Origin of the sequence: Algoriphagus alkaliphilus (assembly GCF_900103735.1) — a bacterium.
Classification (GTDB): domain Bacteria; phylum Bacteroidota; class Bacteroidia; order Cytophagales; family Cyclobacteriaceae; genus Algoriphagus; species Algoriphagus alkaliphilus.
In genome coordinates, this window is the sequence record NZ_FMXE01000011.1 from 68,226 (window position 1) to 94,878 (window position 26,653).

Sequence of the window (26,653 nt, forward strand, 5' to 3'; positions counted from 1 at the left end):
CTGGTTTAAATTGATTTAAAGTTTCTTGATTTAGGAATTCTAAATACGATTTTCTCGACTCTCCTCACTATTTTCGGTCAGTCCCAAACTTAATTAACAATGACTCAATCGTTTTCGCATTCTTAGTGCTAGGTCTCGCCTTTTCTTGTTCCCAACCCAAAGATAAGGTTCAGACTGAGGCCGAACCTGAAACTTCAATATACCTTCATGCTCCTTTAGTACAGAACATCTACACGGCAGACCCTTCAGGACATGTTTTTGAGGGCAAGTGGTATCTCTTCTATCACGATACAGAGCTCTCTGGAAAAACCCCGCTTCGCAACATCAAAATGGCGGAACTGAAACATCTGCCGGATGGGAAAATAGAATCGATAAAATCATTGAAGTAAGTGGATGCTGGGATATCGGCCTTACTTTTTTCGCTCAATGGTATAGCTTACCAAATCGCGTAGGGAGGTTTTGTATTCGGAGTCGGAAAAATCATTTAGGATAGATAAAGCCTCCTGATAGAACCCATTCATTTTTTCTTTGGCGTAGTCCAATCCCCCGCTTTTTTTTACAAAGTCGATTACTTCATTTACCGCTTTTTTGTCTTCTGAGCGATTTCGGATCAGGTAAATGATCTTCTTTTTAGTCAACCAATCGGAGTTTCGCAACGCATAGATTAGCGGAAGAGTCATTTTCTTTTCTTTGATGTCGATGCCGACAGGCTTGCCGATTTCGTCTTCGCCAAAGTCAAACAAGTCGTCTTTGATCTGAAAGGCCATTCCGACTTTTTCGCCAAAAAGCCGCATTTTTTCGATGGCTGTGGCGTCATTGCCCACACTGGAAGCTCCTACGGAACAGCAGGAAGCTATCAAGCTTGCGGTCTTTTTCCGGATGATATCATAGTAAACTTCCTCATCCACGTCCAGTTTTCGCGCTTTGTAGCTTTGGAGGAGTTCACCTTCCGACATTTCTTTGACAGCGTTGGACACGATGCGAAGAAGATGAAAGTCCCCATGATCCACGCTCAACAATAGCCCACGCGAGAGTAGGTAGTCACCGACTAAAACTGCGATTTTGTTTTTCCAAAGGGCATTAATTGAAAAAAAGCCGCGTCTGTAGTTGGCATCATCGACAACGTCATCATGTACCAGTGTTGCTGTATGCAGCAATTCAATCAATGCCGCTCCACGATGTGTCGATTCGTTTATTTCACCGCATACCCCTGCTGTCAAAAAAACGAACATTGGTCGCATCTGCTTGCCTTTTCGCTTGACGATGTAATTGGTGATGTGGTCCAGAAGTTTGACCTTACTTTTCATGAAGTCCCTGAACTTATGCTCGAACTGGGCCATTTCGGCTTCGACGGGAACTTGTATTTGTTTGAGGTCTTTTTTCATCAGTGAATGATGTCGTAAAAATAATACCCTTTCGTTCTTGGGCAAGGGAATCTCTTCATACTGTTCATCAAACACTGTGAATTTGAGAATCGTTTTCGGTTTTTTTGTAATTTGTATCAATCACCCCTAATACTAAACCAAATACAGCCTGAACATGATGAAAAATATTAAAATTGAGATTAAATGGGGAATCCTCTTTGTCCTTGTTGGATTGATTTGGATGGTTTTCGAAAAAGCAATGGGATGGCATGATGTTCACATCGATAAACATGAAACTTACACGCTGTTTATGGCCCCGATTGCCATATCAATTTATGTTTTTGCCCTTCTGGACAAAAAACGAAATTTCTTCGGAGGAAAAATGTCCTATAAGCAGGGTTTTATTGCCGGATTGATAATTACGCTGGTTGTGTTCCTGCTCAGCCCACTAAGTCAATACATCACGAGCACATATATTACTCCGGATTATTTCAATAATGCTATCGATTATTCTGTTTCCTCCGGAAAAATGGAGCGGCAGGCAGCGGAAGATTATTTCAATCTTAAAAGTTACATGATGCAGGCAATGATAGGAGCTGCGATAATGGGATTGATAACTGCAGCGATTGTAGCATTTTTTGTCCGCACAAAATCCTGACTACTTGCCCTTTCTAATAGTATTCAGTTAGAAAGGGCAATTTAGCTATCTTTGGGACCTTTTCTAACCTACATTCCACCTTGGACGAGAAATACATAAAGCATCGGTATGCACCCATAATTCCCAGCAAGGATGAATGGCCGGTGGTGAAATTGGCCAGAGAGCGAAAAGAATTTGTAAAAAAAGTGGCAGATCTGGCCGAAGCTAGGGTTTTGGGATTGACAGGGAAAAATCCAGAGATCATAAAGGAAGAGTTGGAAACTACCCTTTACCGCGAAAAACTTAGGATTAAGCAAAACCCTTGGGCGGTCGATCCCGATGATGAGAATTCTTTTTGGAGCGAAGTGAAATCTTCCTTGCTCCAAATCAATACGGATTTATCTCTGGATAAAAGCAAAAGATTTCAAGCTTACCAAAAAGTACTTCATCGCATCACCTCCCGTTATGCGGAGGAGATCGCTTCTAATTTTAAAGCATCCCATTACAAATTTACCAGAAGTGTGGTGACTTATGGTTTTTCCCGTTTGCTCAATGCAGCACGGGTGAAAGGCATTAAGTCTATTTTCAGTAATCAATATACACTTCAGGATAAAATCCAGATTACGGGACAAACAGATCAGATACGGGATTTGGCAACAAAGGGGACGATCGTGATGGTTCCGACCCATTTTTCCAACCTCGATAGCATTTTGATTGGGTGGATCATCTCGGTATTAGGCATGCCGCCATTCATCTATGGTGCAGGCTTGAATCTTTTCAATATCTCCATTTTTGCCTATTTCATGAATGCCTTGGGCGCGTATAAGGTCGATCGAAGAAAGAAAAATCTGATGTATTTGGAGACGCTTAAGACCTACTCTAAGGAAGCCATTCAGTTTGGTTGTCATAGTTTGTTTTTCCCAGGCGGGACTCGATCCCGAAGTGGAATGATCGAATCCAGACTTAAATTGGGACTACTGAGTACTGCTATCGAAGCTCAACGGGCAAATTTTCAGAATGGATTCAATGATGGTTCAGGGAAAATTTTCATCGTTCCTGTGACGATCAATTACCATTTTGTGTTAGAGGCTCCGAGTTTGATCCGGGAGCACCTGAGCATCACAGGCCAGGAGCGATACTATAAAGAAAACGACGAATTCTCAACCTCTTATAAGATCTCCAAGTTTTTGCTGAAATTCTTCACCAAAGGATCTGACATCTCAGTTTCCATCGGTCGGGCGATGGATGTGCTTGGGAACTACGTGGATCAGGATGGGAAAAGCTTGGATAAGCGAGGGAGACAAATTGAAACCAGGGATTATTTTATTTCGGATGGAAAAATCACGGTAGATCAGCAACGGGAAGAAGAGTATACCCATATGTTGGGAAAGCGAATTGTGGAAGAGTTTCATAAAATCAACCGGGTATTCAGCTCCCATTTAGTCGCCTTTGTAGCATTCGAATCCATCAAAGCCAAGAATAACAAGCTGGATATTTTTGACCTAATCCGATTGCCCGAGGAGGATATTTCCATTCCCTATGAAGAATTTAAAACAGCTTGTCAGCTGGTAATGGATCGGGTTTTGGTGTTAAAATCTCAGGGAATGATTGACATTGCTCCACATATGAAAAGATCCATGGATGAGATCATTACTCATGGCATTGACAATGTGGGGATGTATCATGCCAAGCGTCCTTTGATTAGGGATAAGCAAGGTGATATCGTTACTGAAGACATGAGCTTGCTTTATTTTTATCACAATAGACTTCATGGATATGGCCTTGAGAAACTCTTCTAAAACCAAGAGAATTGGTGTTGTCGGCGTTGGGAGCTTTGGAACTGCCATTGCCAATATGCTTGCTGAAAAAAATGAAGTCATGGTCTACGCCCGGAAAGAAGAGGTCGTCGAAGAAATCAACACTGTCCACCGTACTTCCGGTCGGGAAATTCATCCGACTATCCGCGCTACTTTCAGTCCTGAGGAACTTTGTAAGTCGTGTAACATTCTTTTTTTCATGATCCCTTCGGCAGCCTTTCTGGAAGTTGTCAGGAATTTTGGACCATTTCTATATCCTTATCATTTGATTATTCATGGCACCAAAGGTCTTGCATTGAATCTTGGTAAAGGTGAAAGTCTGGATACAGTCCAAAAGCTGAAAAGAAGTCAAATTCTCACCATGAGTGAGGTGATCTTGCAAGAGACTGTAGCCGTCAGATTCGGTTGTCTTGCAGGCCCTAATATCTCAAAAGAACTGAGCGTGGGCTTTCCTGCAGCAACTGTTATTGCAAGTAAGTACAATGAAGTGATTTTGGAAGGGCAGCGATTACTTCGTTCTGAAAAATTCCAGGTATATGGTAATTCAGACATCATCGGAGTAGAACTAAGCGGGGTTTTGAAAAACATAATTGCCATTGCTGCCGGCGCTTTGGCGGGGTTGGGATTGGGTGAAAATGCAAAAGGATTGCTGGTCTCCCGAGGAATGGTGGAGATGGTACACTTGAGTAAAGCACTCGGTGGGAGTGTCCAATCAGTGATGGGATTGGCTGGAATCGGAGATTTGGTGACTACCTGCAATTCAGTTGATTCCCGGAATTTTACCGTAGGGTTTAGACTGGCAAAGGGTGAGTCGCTTGATCAGATTTTAGCTTCCATGGATGAAGTGGCAGAAGGAATTAACACAATTCGAGTGATGGATGCCTTTATAAAAACTGTGGGTATCCGTGCTCCAATTACCGAGAATCTTCACCGGGTGCTTTTCGAAGACTTGGCCATAGAGGATGCACTTCAATTTCTTATGAAGTATCCATTCAGCGTAGATGTGGACTTTGTGTAGGAAATAGCTTTAAAATTGAATTGGAAATACGCTGTCTGGCGCAAGAAGAAATCTAGCATGATCCCGTATGTACAGGGCCTCACATTGGGCTGATTGAAGCCCTCTTAGTCATTTATGACGCTGGTAAAAGTTTGATCAGTAATCCTGTCCCCTCGGTGATGGCATAGATGAAGCCATCCGGACTTTGAGAAACTTGTCTTACTCGACCGATGCCGGGCAGTAATTTTTCTTCGCCGGTTGCCTTTGTGCCATTCATTTCGACTCGGGAGATGTGTGTTCCCGCCAGTGCTGCCACCAAGATGTTGCCTTTCCAGGCAGGATATTTATCTGAGGTGACCAAGGTCATGCCACATGTAGCGATAGAAGGTACCCAATATTTCACCGGTTGTTCCATTCCTTCTTTTTCGGTGATATTGGTGATCGGAGTACCGTTGTAGTTTTGGCCATAGGTAATCACTGGCCAACCGTAATTTTTTCCTTTTTCGATCAGATTGAGTTCATCACCTCCCTTTGGGCCGTGCTCTACGGACCATATCCGATTGTTGGCTTGGTCGTAGATCATTCCCTGAGGATTTCTATTACCATAGGTCCAGATGGATGGTACTGCATTAGCGGTATTCACAAAGGGATTATCTGCCGGGATTCTACCGTCGTCGTGAATCCGATGAACTTTACCATGCGAATTGGTAAGGTTTTGTGCATTATTTTGACTTCCTCTTTCTCCGTTGGTGAAATAGAGGAATTTCTGATTGTCAAAAACGATCCGGCTTCCATAGTGAGTCCCTCCATTCCATGCCGGAGTTGTCACGATAAGATCTTCAAAAGATGCCACCGTATTTCCATTCAACTTGAATCGCGCAACAGTAGTGGCTCCACCACCAGGCACGGGTTTGGCATAAGCTATATAAATCCAACCGTTTTGGGCAAAGTCGGGATGTACTGTGATATCCAATAGGCCTGCTTGTCCATTAGCATAGACAGCCGGTAAGCCTTGGACTTTTTGACCGGTGTATTTGTCATCTTTGAAAATAAGGATTTCTCCTTTGCGCTCCGTAACCAGCATTTTCCCATCACCAATCCAAGTCATACCCCAAGGGTTCTGAAAAGCTGAATAAAGGGTATCTACCTTAACTGTTAATTTTTCGGTTTTAGTCGTGAACTTTATTTCAGTGATTGGCTCGTTTGGGGTTCCATCTTCATCTTTTGGAGTACAGGATTTGGCGAGGGTTGAAATTCCCAAAAAGAGCAGTAATGGTAGAAATCTTTGGATCAAATTCATATTCAATGCGGTAAAAGTTTAAGTCTTCTAAACGACGAAAAGTGTTATGTAGTTTTTTATGTTGAATTCCTTGGTATAAATGCTCAGATTCGAGGAATGAATGAACTATCTACGAAATTTAGTTTCGAAAAGATTAGACAAAAAAAGACTTCATGGTTTCACACAAAGTCTTTCTTCTGGTTTCTTTAAATATTATCTGATTGGCAAAAGCTTCACCATCAGCCCGGTCGCTTCGGTGATTGCATAGATATATCCATCAGGGCTTTCAGCCACCTGACGTACCCGTCCAATATCCTGAAGGAGTTTTTCTTCGCCCACATAGGTAGTTCCATTCAATTCAACACGTGCAATATGCTGTTTTGCAAGTGCCGCTACGAGAATGTTCCCTTTCCAAGTTGGGTATTTGTCCGAAGTGACTAGCGTCATGCCGCAAGTAGCGATAGAAGGAACCCAGTAATGCTTGGGTTGCTCCATTCCTTCTTTCTCGGTGATGTCAGTGATTGGCGTTCCATTGTAATTTTGACCGTATGTGATCACCGGCCAGCCATAGTTCTTTCCTTTTTCGATCAAGTTCAGTTCATCGCCTCCCATTGCGCCATGTTCTACTTCCCATATTCGGTTGTTTACTTTGTCATACACTAATCCCTGAGGATTTCGGTTGCCATAGGTCCAGATGGAGGCCACAGCGCCTACTGAATCAACGAATGGGTTGTCAGAAGGGATGGTTCCGTCATCTTTCACGCGATGAATTTTCCCATGTGCGTTAGTCAAATCCTGGGCATTCATCGGGATATTTCCTTTGTCTCCATTGGAGAAATAAAGGAAACCGTCATTGTCAAAGATGATTCTACTTCCAAAGTGGCGTCCACCTTTCCACGAAGGACCGGCCGTGATTAAGTCTTGCTGATTTACAGCTGTGTTTCCTTCCAGCTTGAATCGCATGATAGTAGTAGCTGCTGTGCTGTCTTCGAAGTGTTTTGCGTAAGCGATATAGATCCATCCGTTTTCGGCAAATTTTGGATGAAGTGCGATGTCCAGTAATCCAGCCTGATTGACATGATGTACGGCCGGAAGTCCCTGGATTTTTTCTCCGGTGTATTTGTCATCCTTGAATATTAGGATTTCACCTTTTCGCTCTGTGACCAGCATTCTTCCATCGGGAAGCCAAGTCATCCCCCAAGGGTTTTCAAGCTCGCTGTAAAGGGTATCCACTTTGATCAGCAACTTATCCGTTTGGGTAGCGAAGGTTTCGTCAATCGGTTCAACAGCGGGTTCTTTAGGTCCGCATGAGGTCCAAAGTGAAATCGCACCGGCCAAAATTGCAAGAGTAAGATAATGTTTGTTTGAAGACATAGTTTCAGGATTTTTCGACCTCTAAGGTAAAGCGAAAGATCCAGAATCAGAATAAAATCATGTTTAACGGCTTAAAGTGTTGATTTCCGATTCGGAAATTCGAAATAATTCCTCGGCTTCTTCCACCATGTGTTTCGAACCGATCAAAAGGGGAGTCCGCTGATGGAGTGATTCCGGCTGAATATCCAAAATTCGATTCTCTCCGTCACTTGCTTTTCCGCCTGCCTGCTCAATAATAAAAGCCAATGCATTTGCCTCATAGAGGAGCCGGAGCTTTCCGCTTGGGTTGTTAAAAGTTGCTGGATAGAGGTAGATGCCGCCTTTGAGTAAGTTGCGATGAAAATCCGCTACCAAACTCCCAATGTATCGGGATTGGTACTTTTTTTCTTTACAATCCTTCACAAAAGACTTGACTCCGGCTTCCCACTCCAGTTCCAATCCTTCATTAATGGAGTAAATCTTTCCTGTTTCGGGAGCCTTGATGCTGGGATGAGAAAGAAAAAATTCTCCTAAACTTGCCTCGTAAGTGAAGCCGTTCACTCCAAATCCTGTGGTATATACCAGCATGGTCGAAGAACCATAAAGCACATAGCCGGCAGCCACTTGTTGATTTCCCGGCTGCATGACGTCTTCTGTGGTGATCGGACTCCCAACTGGAGTTTTTCTTCTATAAATCGAAAATATAGTTCCTATGCTGATATTCACATCGATATTAGAACTGCCATCCAAGGGATCAATGGCGACCACATACTTACCTGAGTTGTTTTGTAGATCGATGACACAATCCTCCTCTTCCGAAACAATAGCGCAGACTTCGCCGCCTTTGCTGAGCGCCCGCATAAATCGAATGTTGGCGATCACGTCCAATTTTTGTTGCTCTTCTCCCTGGACGTTGGTTTGTCCGAAAGCACCGCCGATATTTGACAATCCGGCTCTGTTGGTTTCGCGATTTACTATCTTCGAAGCAAGTGCAATGTCTCTCAAAATTTGGGAGAGCTCTCCTGATGCAAAGGGGAAATCACTTTGCTTGAGTTTGATAAATCTGTCTAGGGTCACGCCTACTGAATAGGCTAAGTTTCCCTGATTTGGCTGATACGGGTCAGTTTTCATTATTTGAAAAATGCAATTATTGGGTTTATACTTCCGAAAAGTACGGATTATTTCTTATGACAAAAATTCAAATTTATAAATTTGGCGGTGCTTCTGTCAAAGATAGCCTTGCGGTTAATAACCTAGCTGAAATTCTTCGTAATCGATTGCGGAAAGATTTGATTATTGTCGTTTCTGCGATGGGGAAAACCACAAATGAACTTGAGGAGATCTTGTCAAAAAAGCTTCAAGGAGAAGATTTTTCCTGGAATAGTGCAAATTTGAAAAACTTTCACCATGCGATTTGTCAAGAACTTTTCCCAGCGGCTCATCCTATTTTTTACCAGCTTGACAATCTGTTTACTCAGCTTGACAATGCTTTGGAGAAGCCCTTAAGTAGACTGAATTACGACGAATACTATGACAGGATTGTGGGTTTTGGAGAGTTGGTTTCTTCCCGTATTGTGGCGGAATTTTTATGCCACCAAGAGTTGATCGTACTATGGAAGGATGCCAGAGAAGTGATTCATACTGATTCTTACTTTCGCTTTGCTAAAATTGACTGGGAAAAAACTAAAAAATCTGCCCAAAAAATATGGAAACCACTACTTGCGGGATTCCCGATTTTGACTCAAGGGTTTATTGGATCAGATTCCAAAGGAAAGCCTACCACCTTGGGGAGAGAGGGATCGGATTTTACAGCTGCAATCTTGGCGACCAGTTTGGATGCAAGTTCTGTTACGATTTGGAAGGATGTACCTGGAGTGCTGAATGCGGACCCAAAACTTTTTCCGAATACCAGGAAGTTTGAGGAATTGGGCTATCAGGAAGCAGCTGAAATGACCTATTTTGGAGCATCTGTAATTCATCCTAAAACGATTAAGCCTCTTGCCAACGCAAAAATTCCGCTTTATGTCAAATCGTTTCTTGATCCTGAGGCCGCTGGAACTAAAATTCATGAAAATGCGCCTGCTCATCAGGTACCGACAATCGTTCTCAAAAAGGACCAAGTCCTGGTCAGTTTCAAAGTGACTGATTTCACCTTTATAGAGGAAAAGCATATTCATCGTGTCTATGAGCAATTGCAAGAATTGAAGCTTCGGGTGAATATGCTCCAGCTTTCGGCAATCAGTATTTCTATCGTGATTGATGTTCAGCTTTTCAAATTGGAGCAATTACTTGAAAAGCTGAAATCTGAATTTGAAATTCGATACAATGAAGGATTGGAGCTCTTGACGATTCTGCATCATAAGCAGGATGAGGTCGGTGCCTACTTAGAAGGATATGAAGTCCTCTTGGAGCAAGCTTCTCGAAACACGTTCCAGGTAGTACGCAGAAAAATGTAATCCTTAAGTATCGATCTCTTGTTGTCTTAGCCTTTTCCCAAATGAAATTTCTATCTTGAGGAAATCAAACCCAAAACCTCTTAAACACTATGAACTCAAGAAGAATATTTCTTCGCAGAGCTGGGCTCTCTGGCTTGGCCTTAAGTCTCCCCTTATCACAAACACTAGCTGCTATGGAATCTCAAAAAGACGATAAAATTCTCCGAGTGGCCATCATGGGACTGGGTAGCTATGGTAGCAGAGTGGCTGAAGCGATGGTGAATTCCAAACGGGCAAAATTAGTCGGCCTGATCAGTGGCACACCCTCTAAAGTCGAGACTTGGAAGCAGAAATATGGCATCCCAGACAAAAATTGCTACAATTATGAGAATTTCGATCAGATCAAAAATAATCCAGACATCGATGCAGTCTATGTGATTACGCCTAACTCTTTGCATAAACCTTATTCCATTCGCGTAGCCAAGGCAGGTAAGCATGTGATCTGCGAAAAACCCATGGCCCTCAATGAGGCCGAAGGTCGGGAAATGGTAGCTGCGTGCAAGACTGCAGGAGTTCATTTGTTGGTTGGCTATCGAATGCACTTTGAGGCTAAAACCATGGAAGTGGTGCGTCAGCAGCGTGCCGGAGAATTTGGTAAAACTTTGTTTTTTCAGGGACTGAGCGGATTTATCATCGGTGATCCTACGCAATGGAGATTAAATTATGAGCTAGCCGGGGGAGGGTCGATGATGGATATTGGAATCTATTCCATCAACGGTGCGCGCTACATGCTGGGTGAGGAGCCGATCTGGGTGACTGCTCAGGAAGTAAAAACCGATCCGGTCAAATTCAAGGAAGGCGTGGATGAGACGATTACATTCCAGATGGGATTCCCCTCGGGAGCAGTGGCTTCCTGTCTTTCCACTTATGCGCTGAATAATCTGGATAAGTTTTACCTGAATGGGACCAAAGGTTTTGCCGAAATGCAGCCATCCACAGGTTACGGGCCAATCAAAGCCTGGACGAATAAAGGCCCAATCGAAGCCGAACATGTGACTCACCAGACCACTCAGATGGACGAAATGGCAGCGATCATTTTAGATGGGAAAAAGCCATTGATTCCCGTAGATGGAGAAGAGGGTTTGAAGGACTTGGTGATTGTAGATGCGATTTATGAGGCGGTGAAAACCGGGAAAAAGATTAGGCTTGCTTAAAGTTTCTGTTCCAAAGTCAATTGCATGAACACCAAAGTTTGCCATTTCCCAAACTTGAAACCTACTTCCGGCATCCGAGCGACCTCCTTGAATCCAAATCTTGCATGAAATCGATAGCTACCTGAATTTTCCGAATCCATTCCAGCGATCATCACGTGATAATCTTTGTCGCTTGCGATTTGAATCAACTGTCGCATCATTTCAGAGCCCAAGCTTTTGCCCTGGGCTTTTTTATTCAAATAAATGGAGTGCTCAATGGTTTTGTTGTATCCGGGTTTGGCGCGGAACTTTCCAAAAGTCGCATAGCCAACAACTTCTCCATTTACTTCGCCAACTAAAATTGGGAACCCCTCTTGGATTTTCACCCCAAAAAGACTGGTGATTTCTCCCAGCGATTTGGGTTCATAGTCATAGTTGTGTGCTGTATTCAGGATGGAATCGTTGATAATGTCCAGAAGTGCCGGCGCATCATTTTCCTGATAGATTCTGATCAAAAAAGACATTATTGGAAGTGCTTGATGATTTTTTCAATTCCCGGGAGATAAGCAACCCCAAAAAGGTTTAAATGAACCAGTAAGGGGTACAGATTGTAGATCCCGATTCGGCTTTCGAAATCAGGTTCCAAAGGGATAATTGATTCGTAGGCTTCATAAAACCGCGAGTCAAAACCTCCAAACAACTTCGAAAAGGCCAAATCCATTTCCCGATGTCCAAAGTAAACCGCCGGATCGATCAGACAAGGCTTTCCTTCCTGATCGCAAATCACATTTCCCGACCAAAGATCTCCATGAAGTAAGGAGGGCTTTTCTTTGGGGAGAATAGAATTCATTTTTGAGTAAATAGTTTGGAATTTTTTCAGAAAATCCAGTGGAATCAGCCTGTCAAAATATGCTTTTCCAAGCATGGGCTCTAATCTTTGTTTGATAAAAAAATCCGGCCAATTGTCATGATGATCGTTTTTTTGGTGCAATGATGCGATGAAATTGTCAGATTCTAACCCAAACTGTTTGCTGTGGGTCAGGTGTAATTGGGCAAGTCCCAATCCCAAATCTTCCCAATAATCCAACTGCGGCCTGGATGTTGGTATAAATTCTGAAAGCAGATAATTGTAATCTTCAACTTGGCCGTATCCATAGGTTTGAGGTACTTTTAGAAAGGTGGCCTTTCGTAACTTTTGAAGTCCTTCAGATTCCTTTGCAAAAATGTCTCGCTCGTGATTGAAATTAAGTTTGAGGAAAAAAGTGCCTTCTGAGGTGTCTAACTTAATCCCCTGATTTTGATTTCCGGCAGCAATTAAAACGGCGGAATTCAACTGGGCCATTGGGCCCAACGTTTCAAAAATTACTTTTTGGTAGATTTCATGCTGATCAAGCATAGATCTGGTGAACCTCTTTGATCTTGGTAAGAAACTCATCGATAGATTGATTCAGAATTTGATAAATCTCCTCAAACCCCTCTTCTCCACCATAATAAGGATCCGGGACAGACAATCCTTCCCAGCCTACTACAAAATCACGCATCAAGTAAATCGTCTTATCGGAGAAATTGTACCGGATCTTCAGGTTGTTGAGGTTACGCAGATTATTGTCATCCATGGCGATGATATAGTCAAAATCCCTAAAATCAGTTCGATTGACTTGTCTCCCTCTGTGATTGATTTTAAGACCTTTTTGTTGAGCACATTTAATCGACCGTTCGTCGGGGAGTTCTCCAATATGAAAGTCGGATGTCCCTGCGCTGTCAGACTGAAATTGATGTGATAATCCTAACGCTTGAGTCTTTTGGTTAAAAATAGCCTCAGCAAGCGGGGAACGACAAATATTGCCTAAACAGACGAATAGAACTTTGATCATTTTAATAAATCAACTTTTACCAAAGGTTGGATTTCTAAAAAAAGATAGTCTTGAAATTACTTATTTTAAGAGTAAATGCATAAGCGCAATTTCAATTTTATTCATTTTTTTTCATTCGTTCTTTAATCCATCCTTCCTTTTTAAGAAAAAATGAGGATTTGTAATTGAATGGTTATTTTTGAGGGATGAATTTGATTTACCGCTTCGTTTTATTTTTGGTCACGGGGATTTTGAATCTTTTCAGCCCATTTTCTGCAAAGCTGAATCATTTTTTGGAAGGAAGAAAATCTGTATCGGAAAAACTTAAAAAGTTTCGGGTCTCTTATTCTGGACCTATTGCCTGGTTTCATGTGGCTTCTTTGGGGGAATTCGAACAGGCCCGACCTGTAATCGGTAAATTAAAAATGAAACGGCCCGAACTGGCAATTGCTGTAAGTTTTTTCAGTCCTTCAGGTTTTGATCATGTGGTTAAAAAAATCCAACCGAATGTTGACTTCATCACCTATTTGCCGCTTGACCGAAAAAGTTTTGCGGAGCAATTTGTTGATCTTTTGAGGCCTGAACTCGTTTTTTTTGTCAAATACGATCTTTGGTTTCACCACATCCAGGCTTTGAAAAAAAGACAAATCCCAGTGTATTTGATTGCGGCAAGCTTAAGGGAGGATCAATCTTTTTTTGGAATTTTGGGAGCTTTTTTTCGGCAGAATCTCTTTGCAATGGACTGGATTTTTACTCAAAATGAAAAAAGTATCCAGCTATTAAGGTCGATTGGGTTCACTCATGCAAGTATTGCCGGGGATACCCGCTTTGACCGGGTCGCCGCTACCGCATCTTCTCCTAAATCTCTTCCAGACATTAATGCTTGGATAGCTGAGAAACCGGTCATAGTGATCGGATCGGCTTGGGAAGAGGATATGGATCTCCTGATTCCCCTGATTAATTCCCGCCCAAATTACAGGTGGATTATTGCCCCTCATGACTTGAGTGACGCGGTCATGGATCGTTGGGCAACTCGGATTCAGTTGGAGTCAAAAAAATATTCAGTTTGGAAATTATCTGATTCGAATGCTGTCCTTTTTATTGACAATATCGGGATGCTGTCTTCACTGTACCAATTTGCCAGAGTGGCCTATGTCGGTGGGGCGTTTGGAAAAGGGCTACATAACATTCTAGAGCCTCTGGGTTTTGAGGTTCCGGTAATTTTTGGGAAAGTTAAAAAAGCTTCGAAATTTCCAGAGGCTGGACAAAGCGAACTGGAAGGCTGTGGCTTTTCAGTGAGCAATGAAAAAGAGCTTTTTGAGCAATTTAAAATGTTGGAGGATCTCGATTTTTATGAAAAAGCAGTTTATTCAGCTCAAAAATGGGTAAAATCGAACCTTGGCGCGGCAGATCGGATTATTGAAAAAATTTAGCCTTTGATTTCAAAAATATGAGGGGAAGAGTTATCAAGTCGACAGGGAGCTGGTACATCGTCCAAGTGGAGGAAAAGGTGATCTCGGCTCGGTTGAAAGGTAAATTTAAGCAGGATGAACTCAAGTTGACCAATCCGATTGCGGTGGGTGATTGGGTCGAGTTGGAGCGCGAGGCAAACCAAGAGACTGCCGTGATTTCGGAGATTCTGCCCCGGGAAAATTATGTGATCCGGAAATCCACCCGGAAGCAGCATTTTTCACACATTATTGCCAGTAATCTGGACCAGGCGATTTTAGTCATCACGATGAAGAAGCCACGCACTTCTTTGGGCTTTATAGATCGGTTTTTGGTGAGTACGGAGAGCTTCCGAATTCCTGCGATCCTGGTGGTGAACAAAATGGATCAGTTGGAAGGGGAGGAGGAAGAGGAGTGGCTACAAGATATTCATGAGATCTATGAACCCTTGGGTTATCCTGTGCTCGAAGTTTCAGCTTTGAAAGAGGCGGGGTTGAAAGAAAAATTTTTACCCCTGATCCAAGGTAAATCAAGTTTGATTTCCGGTCATTCGGGAGTTGGAAAGTCGACACTTTTAAATGCTTTGGTACCCGAAGCAAAACAGAGCACCAAAGAAATTTCAGGATTCAGTGCCAAGGGGGTTCATACGACGACTTTTGCAGAACTTTTTGCCATACCTGAGGGAGGAGATTTGATTGATACACCCGGGATCAAGGAGTTCGGGATTTTGGATGTGGAAGACAATGAGCTTTCCCATTATTTTCCGGAGTTGCGGAAGTTTTTGGGACAATGTAAATACAACAATTGCACCCATATCAATGAGCCGGGATGTGTCGTGCTGAAAAAGCTTGACGAGGGATTCATTCATCCCTATCGCTACCAAAGCTATGTGAATATTCTGCATGAGGAGGATAGTCATCGTTGACAGGCTTTGAATCCATGGCAATTTGGCCTAATTTTCATTTTTCAAAATTATCCTATGAGCGAAGTACTCAACCATAAGCAAGTCGGGCAAAAAATCACCCGGATGGCCTTCGAGATTTATGAGCGCAATGTCAATTCGGCCGGAGTTGTATTTGCCGGGATTACAGGAATGGGCATGAGCATGGCAACCTTACTAGCTGAAGAGCTGAAGCGAATTTCACCAATCGATGTGGAAGTGGTAGAAGTCATTTTGGATAAAAAAGAAGTCTCTAAATCTGAGGTAGAGCTTTCTAAAAAGCTTGATTTGATAAATAAAACGATCATTTTGGTGGATGATGTCCTGAACACCGGAAAAACATTGGTTTATGCAATGAAGCCTTTTTTGGATCAGGAAATCCTCAAAATGGAAATTGCAGTCCTAGTCAACCGAAGTCACGGACTTTTCCCCTTGAGGCCTGACTATACCGGCTACGAACTTTCCACCACACTCAACGAGCACATCCTGGTAGATGTCTCAGGTAATCAACATTCTGTTCAGCTTCACTAATATCATGTCTGTACATTCCTCTGCGAATATCAAGAGAATCACCACCCATACACTTCAGGAAATGAAGCAAAGAGGTGAAAAAATCTCCATGCTCACGGCCTACGATTACTCCATGGCCAAAATTGTGGATGAGGCAGGAATTGACATCATTTTGGTGGGGGATTCTGCATCCAATGTAATGGCGGGACATGAGACCACACTGCCCATCACTTTGGATCAAATGATTTACCATGCTTCCGCGGTTGTGCGAGCGGTGAAGCGTGCTTTTGTGGTGGTGGATATTCCCTTTGGGAATTATCAGGGGAATAGCTCCGAAGCTTTGCGGTCTGCGATCCGAATCATGAAAGAATCCGGTGCACATTCTGTCAAAGTAGAAGGAGGATCCGAAATTAGGGAGTCTGTGTTGCGAATTCTTAGTGCCGGTGTACCGGTAATGGGGCATTTGGGCCTGACTCCGCAGTCGATATATAAGTTTGGTACTTATACCGTGCGAGCCAAGGAGGAAGCTGAAGCCCAAAAGCTTTTGGAGGATGCCAAGACCTTAGAGGAGTGCGGTTGTTATGCCCTGGTTTTGGAAAAAATCCCAGCCACTTTGGCGAAAAAAGTAGCTGAAACGGTAAGTATTCCTGTCATCGGAATTGGTGCAGGCGGAGATGTGGACGGACAGGTTTTGGTGATGCATGACATGCTGGGGATTACACAGGAATTCAAGCCTCGATTTCTGAGGCAATATGCCGATTTGCAAGGGGTGATGATGGATGCATTTAAGCGTTACATTTCGGACGTGAAAGCAAGAGACTTCCCGACCGAATCGGAGAGTTATTGATCGAAATATATAATCCTTATTAAAGCACGTCTCCGGAGGTGCTTTTTTTATGCCAATTAAATACGACAAATGGCGTATTTCCCACCGATAGGGTAGTCGATAGCTTTGGTTAAAATCCATATAATCATGAAAAAGCTAACACAAAACACCCCAAAATTTTTCCTGTTTATGCTATTGGCATGGGCGACAGGATTAGAAAGTTACGCACAGGAGCCAGCATGGAAACTAAGCCTGGAAAAAGGAGTCGAATGGACAAAGTATACCCCAAACAAGATTCTTTTGGTCGGAAGTTCCGATTGGGGGCTTCATGGAGTAGATGCTTCAAGTGGCCAACTCCTCTGGTCGAATGTTGACCTTTACAATTCCGCCAAAGCGCTCAAGGGGCCTGACGGTAAAAAGGTCGGGTACACAGCGGATTTGATTCAGGTTTTGGAAGATCCCAATGATCCCAAAGTCTCAGATTTTGCCATGGTCAAGTATACGGACAACATAATGGTGAAAAATTTTGTAGTGATCAACATTCGTACCGGCGAGTTGGTCATTAATCCTAAAATGGCTGGAATGCCAGTGGTGAAAATCATCGGGCCCGAACAGGCTACGTTCAATTATGACGGTTCGGGGTATATTTCTGAACTCAAGGGTGTGCTTCTTACGGCAAGTTTTGTGGACATGTACAAAGCCGGGAAGCCTTATGCCCAAATCACTAAATTCATTGATTTGGAAAGTGGAAAAGTGGCATGGGAAAGTGATCAATTTTCTTCGATTTTCCTTCCCATTGTGACAAGTGATAACAATCTCCTATTCATTGGTGAAAAAACTTCTGCTAAGATCAATGCAAAAACAGGAGAACCTGTTTGGACATTTGAGGTCGCAGACAAGAAAAATAATTTCGAGGCATTTGATGCCAATATCCGATTGACAGAAGGGTATTTTTATCAGAAAAAGGGGAATCAGGGGGTTGTGTCTGCTGTGGAGTTGACAAGTGGTAAGGTTCTGTGGGAGAAACCGCTATCTACCAAAGATGCACCGATGCTTAAAGCTGAGAATTTTGGCGTAATCGTCGCTGACGAAAAGAATTTCACCCTAATGGAGGCAGAATCTGGCAATACCAAATGGACAGCCAAAAAGCTTTCTGGGATAGTGGTGGATTTGGGTAGGGATCGTGGAATCGCTGTGGGTGAAAAAGGAAAGTATTTGACCGTCTTGGATAAGAACACAGGAGCTGAAAAGTGGTCCCAAAAAATCAAAGGAATCCAAATCGACCAAATGACAGGTGCAGGAATCATGTATCAGAATGAGGAAGGGAGTATCGGATTGATTGATTTTGACGGCAATCTCAAGTGGGGTAATAAAGACATGATCAAAGGTCCCGGTATACTCAGAGCCAAGTCGGCATTGGATTCAGAAATATTTTATGCAGATGGCAAAGTGTTTCATGTTAATCTAGTGAACGGAGAGAAAAAAGAGATCATCGGCAAAGTGGATTTCAATGAGAAGGAAACCCCGGATAACTTGGAGTTTACAGGGTCTAATTTTGTCTTGTCTTCCAGCCAAAACATGCTCGGGTTCGATGAAAGCGGTCGGGTGCAGTTTCAGCAGCATTGGGCTTCGCCAAAGATCAGCCTAGCAGGTAGAATTGCTATGCGCACAATGCAGGTGGCCATGGTAGCAATGGCAGCAGCCAATGCGTATGCAGAAGGTGCAAGTACCGGTCCGATGGGATATCAAAGCATGGCTAGCAGACAATACGGTATTCAGCGCGAATTTTTTGAAGACATGTCCGGGGCTTTTGGTCAAGTAGCCAATCAGCGTTTTAAAGCCTCCTCATCGAAAGGGATTTATTCCTTCGTTTTGACTGACGTAGGCGGAGGGGTCGGGCTGGTCAAGGTGGATAAAGTCAGTGGTAAGGAAACGGGAAAGATTGTCCTCAACGACAAAGAACCTGTTTACGACACAGATCCCGAAAATGGAATGATTTTTTATAAACCCACCAAAAAGGAGGTTTATGGATATGTATTCTGATTTGTGTGATTTAATTGTAAAACAAAAAAATCCCGTTTTTGGGATTTTTTTGTTTTTATTTTTTTGAAATTGAGGTTTTTGAAATTAAGATTTCATGTGTTTATAATTTGGTTTTTAATTGCCACATGGAATACCCCCAGATAATCATGCTCCTGGGTGTCGCTCTTTCGACATGGGTATTTCATCTGTTTATGATTTTTTTTCAGTTGTCAGATGGAATGCCCTGCCCCGATAGCTCGGGGCATTCCCCTATGTGATCCCGTACGTACGGGATCATGGGCATTTCATCTCCTCGGTTTTTTGCTTTACACGAAGCATAAAATCGCTCAAAACATTCATGTAGTTGATAAATGCATCATAAGGAGTGTCATAAGGACTGAAATACTCGTGAACGGATCCATCTGAAAAGAATTTGGTACACATGTAGTAAAAGTGATCCGATGTTTGCAGGTATCCCCAGTCCCGTTGAATTTCAGGATCGTCGATTTGCTTTACCGATTTTTCCATTTCATACAATCTGTCAAATGCCTCATCTTGAAGATCATTTCCTAGCCATGCAGTCAGATCCCGTTCTTCATCAGCCCAAGAAATCGGTACCGGAACATGAATTTTACTTACTGCGGGAACTGCAGCTGCTACCTCTGAAGGAGTGGAAAACGTGAAGCTGGAATGATTCAGCACGGCCTCCGGTAAATACCGCATGAATTCAAAAATTCCTGTTTCTGCCCATTGGTGTTCCCCAAAAGTCTCATAATCCATGAATAAATTGACCACTTGTTCTTCCTTTGGAATGGCATTGATCCAATTGATGAATTTGTCGGTGGTCAAAGGATAATCCGCCCAGGTTTTATTGCTGAATCTAAAAGCGATGTCATCGGAGAGCAGGAAGTTTTTGAGTAAGACTTTTAGTTTGGGCTCGATGGCATTGGAATAGACATAATTCGGACTCTTCCAGCCCAGAATGTGTTTAGCACCTTCGGTTAAAACTGCCTCATATCCTAGTTCAGCGACCATTGCTCCGATCTGATCTGAATAGATCAATTCGGTATTTCTAAAAACTTTAGGAGTGTATCCGTTGAAAAGTTCCTTGATTCGATCTTGGTGCTTTTTCACCAAACTTGTAAATTCTTCTTTACTTTTCAATGCAGCCAGGGCGTGCGTGTAGGTTTCATTGAGTAGTTCTACATGTCCTGTGGCCACGAGCTTTTGAAAACTCTCCAAAACTTCCGGCGCATAAGCTTCCATTTGGTCCAGGAAGGTTCCGGAAAGTGAAAATGCCACTTTGAATTTTCCATTGTACTTGTGGATGAGTTCCAGAAGTAACGCATTCATTGGCAAATAGCACTTTTGGGCTACTTTACGAATTACATTTCGATTTAGGTAGTCATCCCAATAATGGTGATCTTCTCCAATATCAAAAAACCGATAAGGTTTCAATCTAAAAGGCTGGTGCACCTGAAAATAAAAGCAGATGGTTCTCATGATCGTTCGGCTAAAGTTTTTTCGTAGACAGTAACTAGTTTGGCAGCCACATGCTCCCATTTCAATTTTTTCAATTCTTCACTTCCCAATTCCTTAAACATTTTGGATATCCCCTCATAGTGCAGCAGTGCAAAAATGGCATCAGCCATTGAATCCACATCCCAAAAATCCACCTTGATGGCATTTCTGAGTACTTCAGCAACACCGGATTGTTTGGAAATGATAACCGGTGTATTATGACGTACAGCTTCAAGTGGGGCAATACCGAAAGGTTCCGATACAGAAGGCATCACGTAGACGTCAGAAATCGCATACATGTGATCCACGTCATCACCTTTTAAAAATCCGGTAAAGTGGAACTTGGTTGCCATTCTCAATTCAGCCACCCGGTCAATCATTCGATTTAAAAGGTCTCCGTTGCCAGCCATTACAAATCTTACATTCGGATCGCGATCGATGACTATTTTTGCAGCTTCGACGAAGTATTCCGGGCCTTTTTGAAAGGTGATTCTTCCTAAGAATGTCACAATTTTTTCCGGGACTTTCTTCTCATATTCCGACTTGATGATACTGGCATCCAATACCGCATTGTGAAGGACCGTCACTTTGCCGGCAGGGATTCCGTATTTTCGAATGATGATGTTTTTGGTGAGCTGACTCACGGCTACGATGTGATCAGCGGCATGCATTCCAGCGCGTTCGATGTCGTAGACGGGCTGGTTTACAGTTTCTCCTGAGCGATCGTATTCTGTAGCGTGGACATGCACTACCAGTGGTTTTCCACTTATCTCTTTTGCGGCAATGCCCGCAGGGAATGCCAACCAATCATGTGCATGAATGATGTCGAAGTTATTTTTGTCACGGGCGATCTGAGCGGCAACGAGTGCATAACGGGAAACTTCCTCCATGAGGTTTTTTCCATATTTTCCACTAAACTCAAATTTATTGGAGAAAATACTTTCATCCACATCCGTCCGATCATGGATGGCGTAGTCAGTGAATTTTTTGAATTGTTCGGGTCCCAGGTACGGAACCAAAAAGCTGCTGACCTCGAGATAGGTTAGATTCTTCCAGAATTTCTTGAATCGTTTTTCACGGTAATCGATTGTCACCGCACTTGCATTGACAAAGTCCGCCAAGGGTTCCTCATCGCCCCAAAGTTTGGGCACCACAAATATCACTTCCTGATTGTGGTGGTTCATGCCTTTAACCAACCCATAACAGGCAGTGCCTAATCCCCCGGAAATATGAGGAGGGAATTCCCATCCAAACATTAAAACTTTCATAAAAAAGTCATTTTATATTCTGTTGACTAAGTCCATCATTCTGAGCAGTTCTGCCACACTCCACGCCTGGGAAACAGAGCCTTTAGGTCGATGAGGAGGATCACCGTCATAAATTTCTGCGACTGTTCCGATTCCATATTGGGTCATTACACCATCAAAACCCTTGATTATTTTTTGCACAAAGTTTTTAGCGGCCTTACCATGAAGTTTTAAGTATCCTTCGACAAAATGGCCTAAAAGCCAAGCCCATACGGTACCATTGTGGTAGGCATTGTCCCTACTGATTTGATTACCAAAGTAGTAGCCTTTGTACCCTGGGTCATCGGGAGAAAGTGAACGAAGTCCGCGAGTCGTCAATAGTTTAGATTTAACCATCTCTAGGATCATATCATTTTTTTCCTCGCTGAGCATCGTGTATGGTAGCGAGGTGGCAAAGAGCATATTGGGCCTGATAGACCAATCTTTTTCCGCTCCATCTACTACGTCCGCCAAATAGCCGTTGTCCCAATCCCAAAACTCCCGATCAAAGGAATCTCTGACCTGAGCTGCTAGAATGGCATATTGTTCCTCTCCGCTCAATTCATGGAAAAACAAAAGGGCGTTGTACCAAAGGGCTTGAATTTCCACAGGACATCCGATACGAGGGGTGACAGGACCATCTGGAGTGATCGCATCCATCCAAGTCAGGGCTACATCTTTCTGACCTCCCCAAATAAGGCCATTTTCCATCATATGGATGTCATAGGCAGTTCCTTTTTTATACCCTTCGATTATACCTCGAAGTTTTTCCAAGTAGCGATCCTTGATCGTCTTCTTGTCTCCGGTATAGACAATATATTGCTGGAGTGTCCAAAAAAACCACAGCGGAGCATCTATGGAAGTCATGTTGGTAAAATCGCCACTTCCGATATTGGGAAAAAGGGGGCCTTTGAGATCTCTGGACATGGTATCCATTATGTCAAGAAACGTCTCCGTATCACCATTTGATAGCGTTAATCCCGGAGCCGCTATGAAGGTGTCTCTTCCCCACCAGCCAAACCAAGGGTATCCGGCTATGATTCTTGTGTCGCCATCTCTTTTTCGGATAAATTGACCTGCGGAATTTTTGAGACAGTTTTCAAAATTATTTCTTGGGATTCTCCGGGAGATTTCTTTTTGGAAGGCATTTTCTCGGGTTTTTGGATCTGCCTCAGTCAGCCCTGCAGAAAAGATGACTGATTCGCCTTTTGTTATTTCAAACTCAAAATAGCCGGGTACAAATAGATCCTCCTGATAGTCATATCCTCGCTCCCTTTCTTGAATGTATTCAACGTTGTGGTACCAGTCAGGCTTGGAAACAAATTCATTTTTCTTGGAAATTTGGAGGAAAAGCGGGTCATACTCGGGGTATAATTGGAATTTTACACCACTAGGAGCCTTTGTAAATTCCTTATTGATAACCTCATTTTCCTTACATAAGCTATGGTATCCGCGGAAAGCCAAAAAGGGCTGAATTTGGATTTTTGTAGGCGAATGGGCATCCAAAAGTGTATATCGAATCATCACGCGATCCCGATTGGTATCCAGAATCAGTTCTTTCTGTAATACGACCCCACCCACTCGATAAGTCAGTTTGGGAATTGGCTCTGAATCAAAATCCTCAAGGTACTTATGTCCCCGTGGAAAATAGTTTCCGGGAAATTTGCTGATCCCAAGGTGAAAGCTTGCCCCATGCTGAATCACTGTCTCATGGACTGTTGAAAGCATGACGTGATTTTGTGAATCGATCTGTGGTTGTGGAACTACCAGCAAACCGTGGTACTTACGGGTGTTACATCCAATAATTGTAGTGCTGGTGTAGGTGCCGGATCGATTCGTCCGAATAATCTCTCGATCAAGAGAATAATTCAGATTGATTAATTGGGTTTTATCAAAGTGGATATAACTCATAGGAGGAAAATTGTAAGAATTTAAAAATAGAGTTTTGATTTGATAAGAAAAATTATGTAGAAAAAATAAAAGGTTATGTTTCCATAACCTTTCCTAATCCAAAATGAGAAGCGTTAAGAATGAATCAGTTCCCGCTGAATTTCTTCGAAATTTTTCAGTGATTCTTCAAACTTGATAAAATAATTGTGAACTAATCTTATGTTCACCGGTTTGACCACCGGAAATTTTGGTGAGGATTTGAACAATGTAAACATCTGAGCGTGGTTTAGTTTGGTTAAGGCTTGTCAAATCTTGTGCCAACTCGCACCCTTATATATAGCAAAACCCCTCTAAAAGAGGGGTTTGGGTGAAAGACCGGGTTCGAACCGGCGACCTCTGGATCCACAAACCAGCGCTCTAACCAGCTGAGCTACAATCACCATATTGACCATTTGTGTGTGGAATTCTCAAACGGTCTGCAAAAGTAATAATTTAGCTCACTTAGCGCAAGGCGAGATTTAAATATTTCTCAAAAAAGTAATTCTTTCTCCTTTCTTTTCTTCGTGAAACCTTCCCTCTTCGTACGCTAAATGTCCGGATAGGATCGTATGAGACACTTTTGATCGGAATGTATGGCCCTCAAAAGGCGACCAGCCGCATTTGGATAAAATATTTTCTTTAGACACTGTCCAAGGTGAATTCAAATCGAACAAAACCAAATCTGCAAAATACCCCTCTCGGATAAAGCCCCTTTCTTCGATTTGAAAAAGCGTCGCGACATTGTGAGACATCTTCTGGACGATTTTTTCAAGTGAAATTTTTCCCTGATGATAAAAATCCAGCATAGCCACTAAGCTATGTTGATTCAAAGGACCACCTGAGGGAGCTTTGGTATACATTTGTGATTTTTCTTCCAAGGTATGTGGTGCGTGATCAGTAGCTATTACGTCAATTCTGTCATCCAGCATCGCTTGAAATATTTGATCCCGGTCATTTGCCGATTTTATCGCCGGATTCCATTTGATCAGGTTTCCTTTGGTGGCATAGTCTTCCTCAGAAAACCACATGTGATGAATGCATGCCTCAGCAGTGACCCGCTTTTCTTCCAAAGGAATGGAATTGTCAAATAACTCCAATTCCTTGGCCGTGCTGATATGCAGGATGTGAAGCCTAGTTCCGTATTTCTTCGCCATAGCGACTGCCCGACTAGATGCGTCATAGCAAGCCTCTTCTGATCGGATTTTTGGATGAAATTTTACTGGGATGTCCTCCCCATAGATGGCTTTAAACTCCTCTAAATTAGCTTTTATGATATGGTCATTTTCAGAATGGATTGCCAAAAGTCCCTTGTAATTGCTGAAAATTCCTTGTAAAGATTCGATGTTGTCCACCACTATGTTAGCTGTCGAAGAGCCTTGAAAAGCTTTCAGCCCACAGACTTTGTGGAGGTCTAGTTTCAGGGTTTCATCCAAATTATCATTGGTCCCACCAAAAAAGAAAGAATAATTGGCAAGGGAAACTTCCTTTGCGCGGGGGTATTTTTCTTCCAACAATTGAATCGTTACAGCCTGTGGGACTGTGTTTGGCATTTCCATATAGGAGGTATCACCGCCTGCCACGCCTGCTTTGGCTTCGGTGTAGATTTCTCCCTTGTGCGTAAGCCCAGGTTCCCGAAAGTGAACTTGGTCATCGATTATACACGGGAAAAGATGTTTTCCTCTGCCGTCAATATGAATATCAGCAGTCTCCTTACTGAGGTCGGATCCGATTTTGGCAATTCGTCCATCCATTACCAAAACATCTCCCGGACTAATCCGGCCTTCATTGACTATATTTGCCCCGGTGATTAGAATACTTTTCATCTTTTCGTTCATTTTCGATTACCGATTTCTTTCCAAAAAAAACTAACATGAGTGATGAGGCCCTAGGTTTTGATGCATTTAAGCTAAATAAACAACTGCTCGAGGCTGTGGTAACTGCAGGCTATATCCTACCAACACCTATTCAGCAGAAAGCGATTCCCCTAGCCTTAGCTGGTCACGATGTGCTTGGAATTGCACAGACCGGTACAGGTAAGACTGCTGCCTATGTGCTTCCGCTTCTGATGAAAGTAAAATATGCCCAAGGTGTTCATCCCAGAGGGATAATCCTCGCGCCCACACGCGAGCTGGTGATGCAAATCGAAGAAGTAGCCAAGCAATTGGCTCAGAATACCGATCTACGAATCGTCAGCCTCTATGGAGGATTGGGTCCGAAAACCCAAATTGAAAACATTACGGCTGGTGTCGATATTATTATTTCTACACCTGGAAGATTCATGGATTTATATAGAAAGGGCACTATTTATACCAAAGACATCAAAACCATGGTTTTGGATGAAGCGGACAAAATCATGGACATGGGCTTTATGCCCCAGATTCGGTCTATTTTGGAAGTAATTCCGTCGAAACGGCAGAATCTGCTTTTCTCTGCGACCTTCAGTGCGCGAGTGGAAAATCTCGCTTCCGAGTTTCTCGAATTTCCTGAGCGGGTCGAAGTGACCCCGTCTGCGACTACAGCCGAAACCATCCTTCAAGTCAAATATCATGTGCCGAATATCAAAACCAAGATCAACCTCTTGGAGCATTTGCTTGCAAACGAAGAAATCAATCGGGCCATCATTTTTACCCGTAGCCGAAAAAATGCCGAATCAGTATTTAGCTTTTTGGAGCGAAAGCACATGGGCGAGATTCGTGTCATTCACGCCAACAAAGGCCAAAATACGCGGATCAACTCCATGGAGGATTTCAAAGGAGGCGAAGTCAGAATACTGGTAGCGACGGATGTGGCTTCACGCGGCCTGGATGTATCGATGGTTTCCCACGTGATCAATTTCGATGTCCCACTGATCTATGAAGATTACGTCCACAGAATTGGCCGCACAGGAAGGGCAGAGCAGGAAGGCAAAGCAATCACCTTTGTTAACCCGGCTGAAATCTATCATTTTGACCGGATCGAGGATATCATTCGGATGCGCGTGGATTTATTGCCAATCCCGGGAGTAGTGGATGTACCGGATACACCCTTTGAAGAAAAGCAGGGCTACGAGCGGGAATTGGATCGGCTTAAGCAACGCGATAATCTGGATTACAAAGGTGCATTCCATGAGAAAAAAGCTCCACCCAAAGTCAATATCGGTAAAGGGGAAAAGGTTCGCGCTAAGAAGCATGTGAAAAAGCCGAATCGAAATCAGATGAAGACAAAGAATCAAAAGAATAAAGGAAAATAAAAAATGGCCCCAA

At 43.0% G+C, this 26,653-nt stretch carries 22 protein-coding genes, 1 tRNA gene and 1 pseudogene; 12 read left to right on the forward strand and 12 right to left on the reverse strand.

From position 1 onward, the window contains the following. Window positions 1-257 precede the first annotated feature (257 nt). Window positions 258-389 (forward strand): annotated as a pseudogene (locus BLQ81_RS22700) (alpha-N-arabinofuranosidase); the annotation flags it as partial. A gap of 21 nt (window positions 390-410) precedes the next feature. On the opposite strand, the gene BLQ81_RS09415 reads toward BLQ81_RS22700, so the two are convergent. After that, window positions 411-1,385, reverse strand: coding sequence for a polyprenyl synthetase family protein (locus BLQ81_RS09415; protein WP_092729755.1), 975 nt, complete (start codon window positions 1,383-1,385; stop codon window positions 411-413). A 157-nt stretch (window positions 1,386-1,542) separates the two neighbouring features. Between BLQ81_RS09415 and BLQ81_RS09420 the strand changes: the two genes are divergently transcribed. The 3 genes from BLQ81_RS09420 to BLQ81_RS09430 all read left to right on the forward strand — a co-directional run bounded on the left by BLQ81_RS09420 (window position 1,543) and on the right by BLQ81_RS09430 (window position 4,836). After that, on the forward strand, window positions 1,543-2,022 hold the full coding sequence (locus BLQ81_RS09420; RefSeq protein ID WP_092729756.1) for a DUF4199 domain-containing protein: 480 nt from the start codon (window positions 1,543-1,545) through the stop codon (window positions 2,020-2,022). An 80-nt stretch (window positions 2,023-2,102) separates the two neighbouring features. Continuing rightward, the gene (locus tag BLQ81_RS09425) at window positions 2,103-3,800 is read left to right on the forward strand and encodes a 1-acyl-sn-glycerol-3-phosphate acyltransferase (protein WP_092729701.1); all 1,698 of its coding nucleotides are present in this window, start codon (window positions 2,103-2,105) and stop codon (window positions 3,798-3,800) included. Beyond that, window positions 3,778-4,836 carry an NAD(P)H-dependent glycerol-3-phosphate dehydrogenase gene (locus tag BLQ81_RS09430; RefSeq protein WP_092729757.1) on the forward strand — a complete coding sequence of 353 codons (1,059 nt, stop codon included), beginning with the start codon at window positions 3,778-3,780 and terminating at the stop codon, window positions 4,834-4,836. The genes BLQ81_RS09425 and BLQ81_RS09430 overlap by 23 nt, the downstream gene beginning before the upstream one ends. A gap of 112 nt (window positions 4,837-4,948) precedes the next feature. Here the strand turns inward: BLQ81_RS09430 and BLQ81_RS09435 are convergent, their stop codons facing one another. The 3 genes from BLQ81_RS09435 to fbp all read right to left on the reverse strand — a co-directional run bounded on the left by BLQ81_RS09435 (window position 4,949) and on the right by fbp (window position 8,578). Beyond that, window positions 4,949-6,115: a PQQ-dependent sugar dehydrogenase gene (locus BLQ81_RS09435; protein WP_092729702.1), complete on the reverse strand. Its 1,167-nt coding sequence runs from the start codon at window positions 6,113-6,115 to the stop codon at window positions 4,949-4,951. Between the two features lie 192 nt (window positions 6,116-6,307). After that, a complete protein-coding gene (locus BLQ81_RS09440; protein WP_092729703.1) occupies window positions 6,308-7,468 on the reverse strand; it encodes a PQQ-dependent sugar dehydrogenase in 1,161 nt (386 codons plus the stop codon). A gap of 63 nt (window positions 7,469-7,531) precedes the next feature. Continuing rightward, entirely contained in the window at window positions 7,532-8,578 is a 1,047-nt protein-coding gene (fbp, locus tag BLQ81_RS09445) for a class 1 fructose-bisphosphatase (protein WP_092729704.1), read from the reverse strand. Window positions 8,579-8,634: 56 nt separating this feature from the next. Between fbp and BLQ81_RS09450 the strand changes: the two genes are divergently transcribed. Next, window positions 8,635-9,903 (forward strand): aspartate kinase, encoded by a 1,269-nt coding sequence (locus BLQ81_RS09450; RefSeq protein ID WP_092729758.1) that lies wholly within the window; start codon window positions 8,635-8,637, stop codon window positions 9,901-9,903. Between the two features lie 89 nt (window positions 9,904-9,992). Then, window positions 9,993-11,096 carry a Gfo/Idh/MocA family protein gene (locus BLQ81_RS09455; RefSeq protein ID WP_092729705.1) on the forward strand — a complete coding sequence of 368 codons (1,104 nt, stop codon included), beginning with the start codon at window positions 9,993-9,995 and terminating at the stop codon, window positions 11,094-11,096. On the opposite strand, the gene BLQ81_RS09460 is transcribed toward BLQ81_RS09455, so the two are convergent. Genes BLQ81_RS09460 through BLQ81_RS09470 form a run of 3 tightly spaced genes read right to left on the reverse strand, consistent with a single transcriptional unit; the run spans window position 11,093 to window position 12,949 of the window. Next, complete coding sequence (locus BLQ81_RS09460; RefSeq protein ID WP_092729706.1) at window positions 11,093-11,599, reverse strand: GNAT family N-acetyltransferase; 507 nt, start codon at window positions 11,597-11,599, stop codon at window positions 11,093-11,095. The genes BLQ81_RS09455 and BLQ81_RS09460 overlap by 4 nt on opposite strands. Further along, window positions 11,599-12,471 (reverse strand): fructosamine kinase family protein, encoded by an 873-nt coding sequence (locus BLQ81_RS09465; protein WP_092729707.1) that lies wholly within the window; start codon window positions 12,469-12,471, stop codon window positions 11,599-11,601. Before BLQ81_RS09465 ends, BLQ81_RS09460 begins: the two co-directional genes overlap by 1 nt. Next, window positions 12,464-12,949, reverse strand: coding sequence for a low molecular weight protein-tyrosine-phosphatase (locus BLQ81_RS09470; RefSeq protein ID WP_092729708.1), 486 nt, complete (start codon window positions 12,947-12,949; stop codon window positions 12,464-12,466). The genes BLQ81_RS09465 and BLQ81_RS09470 overlap by 8 nt, the downstream gene beginning before the upstream one ends. 185 nt (window positions 12,950-13,134) lie before the next feature. Between BLQ81_RS09470 and BLQ81_RS09475 the strand changes: the two genes are divergently transcribed. From BLQ81_RS09475 to BLQ81_RS09495, 5 genes are all read left to right on the forward strand, one after another. Beyond that, on the forward strand, window positions 13,135-14,361 hold the full coding sequence (locus tag BLQ81_RS09475) for a 3-deoxy-D-manno-octulosonic acid transferase (RefSeq protein ID WP_092729709.1): 1,227 nt from the start codon (window positions 13,135-13,137) through the stop codon (window positions 14,359-14,361). A 17-nt stretch (window positions 14,362-14,378) separates the two neighbouring features. Further along, a complete protein-coding gene (rsgA, locus tag BLQ81_RS09480; protein WP_092729710.1) occupies window positions 14,379-15,302 on the forward strand; it encodes a ribosome small subunit-dependent GTPase A in 924 nt (307 codons plus the stop codon). A 54-nt stretch (window positions 15,303-15,356) separates the two neighbouring features. Further along, the gene (locus BLQ81_RS09485; RefSeq protein ID WP_092729711.1) at window positions 15,357-15,848 is read left to right on the forward strand and encodes a phosphoribosyltransferase family protein; all 492 of its coding nucleotides are present in this window, start codon (window positions 15,357-15,359) and stop codon (window positions 15,846-15,848) included. A gap of 4 nt (window positions 15,849-15,852) precedes the next feature. After that, on the forward strand, window positions 15,853-16,674 hold the full coding sequence (gene panB, locus BLQ81_RS09490; protein WP_092729712.1) for a 3-methyl-2-oxobutanoate hydroxymethyltransferase: 822 nt from the start codon (window positions 15,853-15,855) through the stop codon (window positions 16,672-16,674). Between the two features lie 126 nt (window positions 16,675-16,800). Further along, entirely contained in the window at window positions 16,801-18,696 is a 1,896-nt protein-coding gene (locus BLQ81_RS09495) for an outer membrane protein assembly factor BamB family protein (RefSeq protein ID WP_092729713.1), read from the forward strand. A gap of 273 nt (window positions 18,697-18,969) precedes the next feature. Here the strand turns inward: BLQ81_RS09495 and BLQ81_RS09500 are convergent, their stop codons facing one another. The 5 genes from BLQ81_RS09500 to BLQ81_RS09520 all read right to left on the reverse strand — a co-directional run bounded on the left by BLQ81_RS09500 (window position 18,970) and on the right by BLQ81_RS09520 (window position 25,234). Then, window positions 18,970-20,178 carry a glycoside hydrolase family 57 protein gene (locus BLQ81_RS09500; protein WP_092729714.1) on the reverse strand — a complete coding sequence of 403 codons (1,209 nt, stop codon included), beginning with the start codon at window positions 20,176-20,178 and terminating at the stop codon, window positions 18,970-18,972. Continuing rightward, the gene (locus BLQ81_RS09505; protein WP_092729715.1) at window positions 20,175-21,464 is read right to left on the reverse strand and encodes a glycosyltransferase family 4 protein; all 1,290 of its coding nucleotides are present in this window, start codon (window positions 21,462-21,464) and stop codon (window positions 20,175-20,177) included. The genes BLQ81_RS09500 and BLQ81_RS09505 overlap by 4 nt, the downstream gene beginning before the upstream one ends. A gap of 12 nt (window positions 21,465-21,476) precedes the next feature. Beyond that, window positions 21,477-23,393, reverse strand: coding sequence for an amylo-alpha-1,6-glucosidase (locus BLQ81_RS09510; protein WP_092729716.1), 1,917 nt, complete (start codon window positions 23,391-23,393; stop codon window positions 21,477-21,479). A 344-nt stretch (window positions 23,394-23,737) separates the two neighbouring features. Then, window positions 23,738-23,813: transfer RNA gene (locus BLQ81_RS09515), tRNA-His, on the reverse strand. A gap of 77 nt (window positions 23,814-23,890) precedes the next feature. Beyond that, complete coding sequence (locus BLQ81_RS09520) at window positions 23,891-25,234, reverse strand: dihydroorotase (protein WP_092729759.1); 1,344 nt, start codon at window positions 25,232-25,234, stop codon at window positions 23,891-23,893. Window positions 25,235-25,281: 47 nt separating this feature from the next. Between BLQ81_RS09520 and BLQ81_RS09525 the strand changes: the two genes are divergently transcribed. Further along, complete coding sequence (locus BLQ81_RS09525; RefSeq protein ID WP_092729717.1) at window positions 25,282-26,640, forward strand: DEAD/DEAH box helicase; 1,359 nt, start codon at window positions 25,282-25,284, stop codon at window positions 26,638-26,640. The last annotated feature ends 13 nt before the right edge of the window (window positions 26,641-26,653 follow it).

What these genes read in the sequence shown, in the direction of transcription:
- BLQ81_RS09415 (WP_092729755.1), bottom strand. Translation starts at nt 1,385, where the DNA reads ATGAAAAAAGACCTCAAACAAATACAAGTTCCCGTCGAAGCCGAAATG.
- BLQ81_RS09420 (WP_092729756.1), top strand. Translation starts at nt 1,543, where the DNA reads ATGAAAAATATTAAAATTGAGATTAAATGGGGAATCCTCTTTGTCCTT.
- BLQ81_RS09430 (WP_092729757.1), top strand. Translation starts at nt 3,778, where the DNA reads ATGGCCTTGAGAAACTCTTCTAAAACCAAGAGAATTGGTGTTGTCGGC.
- BLQ81_RS09435 (WP_092729702.1), bottom strand. Translation starts at nt 6,115, where the DNA reads ATGAATTTGATCCAAAGATTTCTACCATTACTGCTCTTTTTGGGAATT.
- BLQ81_RS09440 (WP_092729703.1), bottom strand. Translation starts at nt 7,468, where the DNA reads ATGTCTTCAAACAAACATTATCTTACTCTTGCAATTTTGGCCGGTGCG.
- fbp (WP_092729704.1), bottom strand. Translation starts at nt 8,578, where the DNA reads ATGAAAACTGACCCGTATCAGCCAAATCAGGGAAACTTAGCCTATTCA.
- BLQ81_RS09450 (WP_092729758.1), top strand. Translation starts at nt 8,635, where the DNA reads ATGACAAAAATTCAAATTTATAAATTTGGCGGTGCTTCTGTCAAAGAT.
- BLQ81_RS09455 (WP_092729705.1), top strand. Translation starts at nt 9,993, where the DNA reads ATGAACTCAAGAAGAATATTTCTTCGCAGAGCTGGGCTCTCTGGCTTG.
- BLQ81_RS09460 (WP_092729706.1), bottom strand. Translation starts at nt 11,599, where the DNA reads ATGTCTTTTTTGATCAGAATCTATCAGGAAAATGATGCGCCGGCACTT.
- BLQ81_RS09465 (WP_092729707.1), bottom strand. Translation starts at nt 12,471, where the DNA reads ATGCTTGATCAGCATGAAATCTACCAAAAAGTAATTTTTGAAACGTTG.
- BLQ81_RS09470 (WP_092729708.1), bottom strand. Translation starts at nt 12,949, where the DNA reads ATGATCAAAGTTCTATTCGTCTGTTTAGGCAATATTTGTCGTTCCCCG.
- BLQ81_RS09475 (WP_092729709.1), top strand. Translation starts at nt 13,135, where the DNA reads ATGAATTTGATTTACCGCTTCGTTTTATTTTTGGTCACGGGGATTTTG.
- rsgA (WP_092729710.1), top strand. Translation starts at nt 14,379, where the DNA reads ATGAGGGGAAGAGTTATCAAGTCGACAGGGAGCTGGTACATCGTCCAA.
- BLQ81_RS09485 (WP_092729711.1), top strand. Translation starts at nt 15,357, where the DNA reads ATGAGCGAAGTACTCAACCATAAGCAAGTCGGGCAAAAAATCACCCGG.
- panB (WP_092729712.1), top strand. Translation starts at nt 15,853, where the DNA reads ATGTCTGTACATTCCTCTGCGAATATCAAGAGAATCACCACCCATACA.
- BLQ81_RS09495 (WP_092729713.1), top strand. Translation starts at nt 16,801, where the DNA reads ATGAAAAAGCTAACACAAAACACCCCAAAATTTTTCCTGTTTATGCTA.
- BLQ81_RS09500 (WP_092729714.1), bottom strand. Translation starts at nt 20,178, where the DNA reads ATGAGAACCATCTGCTTTTATTTTCAGGTGCACCAGCCTTTTAGATTG.
- BLQ81_RS09505 (WP_092729715.1), bottom strand. Translation starts at nt 21,464, where the DNA reads ATGAAAGTTTTAATGTTTGGATGGGAATTCCCTCCTCATATTTCCGGG.
- BLQ81_RS09510 (WP_092729716.1), bottom strand. Translation starts at nt 23,393, where the DNA reads ATGAGTTATATCCACTTTGATAAAACCCAATTAATCAATCTGAATTAT.
- BLQ81_RS09520 (WP_092729759.1), bottom strand. Translation starts at nt 25,234, where the DNA reads ATGAAAAGTATTCTAATCACCGGGGCAAATATAGTCAATGAAGGCCGG.
- BLQ81_RS09525 (WP_092729717.1), top strand. Translation starts at nt 25,282, where the DNA reads ATGAGTGATGAGGCCCTAGGTTTTGATGCATTTAAGCTAAATAAACAA.